The 5,307-nt window shown below is 76.1% G+C and carries 2 protein-coding genes; both read left to right on the top strand.

All coding sequences use genetic code 11. The annotated features are described in order from the left end of the window. Positions 1-1,191, top strand: a 1,191-nt coding sequence (locus ABT238_RS38465) for a type I polyketide synthase (protein ID WP_350807272.1), incomplete at its 5' end; no start/stop codon positions are given. 23 nt (positions 1,192-1,214) lie between these two features. Further along, the coding region (locus tag ABT238_RS38460) for a type I polyketide synthase (protein WP_350807269.1) at positions 1,215-5,307 on the top strand (4,093 nt) is incomplete at its 3' end.

The raw sequence follows: 5,307 nt of genomic DNA, 5'->3' as shown, positions 1-5,307 counted from the left end.
GCGGAGCTGTCCGCTGCCGGGGCGTCGGTGGAGGTGGTGGCGGCCGATGTGTCGCGGCGTTCGGTGGTGGAGGGCCTCGTGCGGGGTGTCCCGGCGGACCGTCCGTTGACGGCGGTGGTGCACACGGCGGGTGCGTTGGCGGACGGGGTGTTCGAGGCGCAGTCGGCGGAGCGCCTCGACGAGGTGTTCGCCCCGAAGGCGGACGCGGCGTGGCACCTGCACGAGGCCACCGAGCACCTCGGCCTGGCGGCGTTCGTCCTGTTCTCCTCGGGTGCGGGGGTGTTCGGCAGCGCGGGGCAGAGCGTGTACGGGGCGGCGAACGCCTTCCTGGACGGGCTGGCGCGGTGGCGCGGGTCCCGGGGTCTGCCGGCGGTCTCGCTCGCCTGGGGCCTGTGGGCCGAGGCCAGCGGACTGACCGGCCACCTGGGCGAGCAGGACCACGCCCGCCTGGCGCGCGGCGGCCTGGCGGCGATGGAGACGGACGAGGCGCTGGCCCTGTTCGACGCGGGCCTGCGTTCCCCGGAGCCGGTGCTGGTGCCGACCCGCCTGGACCGGTCGGCGCTGCGGGCGCAGGCGGCGGGCGGCGAGCTGAACCCGCTGCTGCGCGGTCTGGTCCGCGCCCCCCGCCGCACCGCCACCGCGGCCTCCGCACCGGCCGGCGACGGCCGGGACGCCCTGCTCCGGCGGCTCGCCGCGGCGGGCGAGGCGGAACAGCTGCGGCTGCTCCTGGACCTGGTCCGCGCCAGCGCCGCCAAGGTCCTCGGCCAGAGCGTCGACGAGACCGTGAAGCCCTCCCAGGCGTTCAAGGACGTCGGCTTCGACTCGCTGACCTCGGTACGGATCCGCAGCAGCCTCACCGAGGCCACCGGCGTCCGGCTCCCGGCGACCCTGGTCTTCGACCACCCGACGCCGACCGCCGTCGCGGAGCACCTGCGGGACCGGCTCGGCCTCGCCGGAGCCGCTCCCGTGCCGCCCGTGCTGCTCGAACTCGACCGGCTGGAGCAGGCCCTGGCCGCCACCGCCGGGACCGGCGACGGCCTGCGGAGCCAGGTGGCCGCCCGGTTGGAGGCACTCACCGCCCGCTGGACGGAGCCGGCGGGCGGGGAGCCGGAGACGGCGGGCGTCGACGTCGGCGCGGCCTCCGACGACGAGCTCTTCGACCTCATCGACAACGAACTCGGCCTTTCCTGATGACGGACACGAGGAAGAACCCCATGGCGAACGACGACAAGCTGCGCGACTACCTCAAGCGCGTCACGGCCGACCTCCAGCAGACCCGGCGCCGCCTGCGCGACGCCGAGGCCCGGCGCACCGAGCCGGTCGCGATCGTCGGGATGGCCTGCCGGCTGCCCGGCGGCGTCACCTCCCCGGCGGACCTGTGGCGGCTGGTCAGCGAGGGCACGGACGCCATGGGCCCCTTCCCCCGCGACCGGGGGTGGGACGTCGACGGCCTGCACGACCCCGACCCGGACGCCGCCGGGAAGACCTACGCCGAGGAGGGCGGCTTCCTCGCGGACCCGGGCGGCTTCGACGCCGCGCTCTTCGGGATCTCGCCGCGCGAGGCGCTGGCGACGGACCCGCAGCAGCGCTTGCTGCTGGAGGCCTCCTGGGAGGCCCTGGAGCGGGCCGGCATCGACCCGACCTCGCTCAAGGGGCAGCCGGTCGGCGTCTACGCGGGCCTGATGTACCACGACTACGCGCACCACGTGCTCAACCTCCCGGAGGGCCTGGAGGGGTACTTCGGCATCGGCAACTCGGGCTCGGTGGCCTCGGGCCGGGTCTCCTACACGCTGGGTCTTGAGGGCCCGTCGGTGACGGTGGACACGGCGTGCTCGTCCTCGCTGGTCGCGCTCCACCTGGCCGCGCAGGCGCTGCGCGACGGCGAGTGCACGCTCGCCCTGGCCGGCGGCGTCGCCGTGATGGCCACGCCCGAGGTGTTCGTCGACTTCGCCACCCAGCGCGGCCTGGCCCGCGACAGCCGCTGCAAGGCGTACGCCGACGGGGCCGACGGGACGGGCCTCGCGGAGGGCGTGGCGGTGGTGCTGCTGGAGCGGTTGTCGGACGCGCGGCGGCTGGGGCACGAGGTGCTGGCCGTGGTCCGCGGTTCGGCCGTGAACCAGGACGGTGCGTCGAACGGTCTGACGGCGCCCAACGGTCCGTCCCAGGAGCGGGTGATCCGGGCCGCGCTCGCCAGCGCCCGGCTGGTGGCGGCCGACGTCGACGCCGTCGAGGGCCACGGGACGGGGACGTCCTTGGGGGACCCGATCGAGGCGCAGGCGGTGCTGGCCACCTACGGGCAGGGGCGGTCGGCCGAACAGCCGCTCTGGCTGGGCTCGTTGAAGTCCAACATCGGGCACACCCAGGCGGCCGCGGGTGCGGCCGGGGTGATCAAGATGGTGGAGGCGCTGCGGCACGGTGTGCTGCCCAAGTCGCTGCACATCGACACGCCCAGCTCCAAGGTGGACTGGGATTCGGGAGCGGTCGCGCTGCTCACCGAGCGGCGGGCCTGGCCCGAGGTGGACCGGCCGCGCCGGGCCGCCGTCTCCTCCTTCGGCGTCAGCGGCACCAACGCGCACGTCATCCTGGAGCAGGCGCCGGCCGAGGAGACCGCGCCGGCGGAGGCCGAGCCGTCCGGTGCCGCCCTGCCGCTCGTCCTGTCGGCCGCCACCGAATCCGCGCTGCACGCGCAGGCCGACGGCTGGCGCCGCCACCTCGCCGACCGCCCCGACGCCGACCTGCCGCGCACCGCCCGCACCCTCCGCACCACGCGCGCCGCGCTGGAGCAGCGCGCGGTGGTCGTCTCCACCGACCGGGCGGCGGCCCTCGCCGGGCTGGCGGCGCTGGCGAAGGGGGAGGAAGCGGCGGGTGTCGTGACGGGCCGGGCGGAGGTGAGCGGGCGTTCGGTGTTCGTCTTCCCGGGTCAGGGTTCGCAGTGGGCGGGGATGGGGCGGCGGCTGCTGGCGGAGTCCCCGGTCTTCGCGGAGGCGCTGGCGGAGGTCGAGGAGGCGCTGAAGCCTTATGTCGACTGGTCGTTGCTGGAGGTGGTGAACGAGGGCGCGGCTCTGCTGGAGCGGGTCGATGTCGTCCAGCCGGTGTCGTTCGCGGTGAACGTCGGTCTCGCCCGGGTCTGGGCCTCGCTGGGGGTGGTCCCGGACGCGGTGGTGGGTCACTCGCAGGGGGAGATCGCGGCGGCCCATGTCGCGGGGATCCTGTCGCTGGAGGACGCCGCCGCCGTGGTGGCCCTGCGCTCGCAGGCCATCGCGCGCGGTCTGGCCGGGCGCGGCGGCATGGTCTCGGTCGCCCTGCCGCTGGAGCGTCTGGCCGGCACGCTGCCGGACGGCGTCGAGGTCGCCGCCGTCAACGGCCCCACCTCCGTGGTGGTCGCCGGTGACCCGGCCGCACTGGACACCCTCGTCACCGCCCTGGAGGAGCAGGGCGTGCGGGCGCGGCGGGTCCCGGTGGACTACGCCTCCCACACCTCGCACGTCGAGTCGATCGAGGACGAACTCGCCGGGCTGCTGGGCGCGGTGAAGCCGCAGCCCGCCGCCGTCCCGTTCCTGTCCACGGTCGAGGGCCGCTGGCTGGAGGGCCCCGAACTGGACGCCGGCTACTGGTACCGCAACCTGCGCCGGACCGTTCAATTCGGCGAAGCCGTGCAGACGTTGGCGGCCGAGGGCTTCCGTTGCTTCGTCGAGGTAAGCGCCCACCCCGTCCTCGCGCACGGCATCGTCGAGGTGCTGGACGGGGCCGTCGACGCCCCGACCGTGGTCACCGGCACCCTGCGCCGCGACGACGGCGGCTGGGACCGTGTCCTGCTGGCCGCCGCCGAACTCCACGTCCACGGCGTCCCCGTGGACTGGTCGGCGACCTCCACGGGCGCCGCCGCCCTGCGCCCCGCCGACCTCCCCACCTACCCCTTCCAGCACCAGCGCTACTGGCTGGAGACCCGCCCCGCCGCCGACGTCGGCGCCGCCGGACTCGCGTCCGTCGGGCACCCGTTGCTGGGCGCGGCCGTGCCGCTGCCGGAGGGTGGGGTGGTGCTCACCGGCCGGCTGGACCCGAAGGACCACGGCTGGCTCGCGGACCACGCCGTCGCGGGCACCGTGCTGGCCCCGGGGGCGGCGCTGTTGGAGCTGGTCGCGCGGGCCGGCGACGAGGCGGGTGCGTCCGCCGTCGAGGAACTGGTGATCGAGGCGCCGCTCGTCGTCCCCGAACGCGGCGCCCTGCAGCTGCACGTGAACGTCGACGCGGCGGCGGACGGCCGGCGCCCGTTCGCCCTGTACTCCCGGCCCGAGGACGGCCAGGACGACGCCGCCTGGACCAGGCACGCCACCGGCTTCCTCGGGGCCGGCGCCGCGCCGGCCGCGCCGGCCGCCGGCCCGTGGCTGCCGTCGGGCGCCGAGGCCGTCGAGCTGGACGGCTTCTACACGGGGCTGGCCGAACGGGGCTTCGGCTACGGCCCGGCCTTCCAGGCCCTGCGCGCCGTCTGGCGGCACGAGGGCGAGGTGCGCGCCGAGGTGGCGCTGCCCGAAGGTCTGGCGGTCGACGGCTACGGGATCCACCCGGTTCTGCTGGACGCCGCGCTCCAGGCCAGCAACTTCCTCGCCGTCGCCGATCCGGAGCCGGGCCACGTCCTGCTGCCGTTCGCCTGGAGCGACGTGGCCGTGTTCGCCGCGCGCCCGGCCGCCCTGCGGGTGCATGTCCGGCAGACCGGCCCGTACGCGTTCTCGCTCGCCCTGACCGACCACTCCGGGCTGCCGGTGGCCTCGATCGGTTCGCTGACGCTTCGTCACGTTCCCGTCGAGCGGCTCACCTCCCTCGCCGCGGCCGGGAGCGAGCACCTGTACCAGGTCGGCTGGACGCCGCTCGTCCTGCCCCCGGCGCCCGCGGCCGGCGCCCCGGCGGTGCTGGACCTGTCCGGCGACGCGGCCGGCGGCCCGGAGGGGGCCCGTGCACTGCTCGGCCGGGTCTCCGGCTTCCTGCGCGACGGGCTCACCGACCCCACCCGCTCCGGCGGGCCGCTGGTGGTCGCGACCGGGCTGCCGGAGGAGGACCCGGCGGTCAACGCGGTGTGGGGGCTGGTCCGTTCGGTCCAGTTGGAGCAGCCCGGCCGGATCGTCCTGCTGGGCGGCGAGGGCCCGGACTTCCCCGCCGCGGCGACGGCGCCGTCGGTGCTGGGAGCCCTGCTCGCGTCCGGCGAGTCGCAGGCGATCTGGCGTGATGGCGGGATTGTCGTGCCCCGTCTGGTCCGTGCCGAGGTGGCCGCTGATGCCGGTCCGGTTCTGGATCCGGCGGGGACGGTGCTGG

The sequence above is a fragment of the Kitasatospora sp. NPDC001527 genome (genome assembly GCF_040298605.1).
Classification (GTDB): Bacteria; Actinomycetota; Actinomycetes; order Streptomycetales; family Streptomycetaceae; genus Kitasatospora.
Note: the sequence above shows the minus strand (reverse complement) of the source record. Positions and strands in the feature narration are given on the sequence as shown.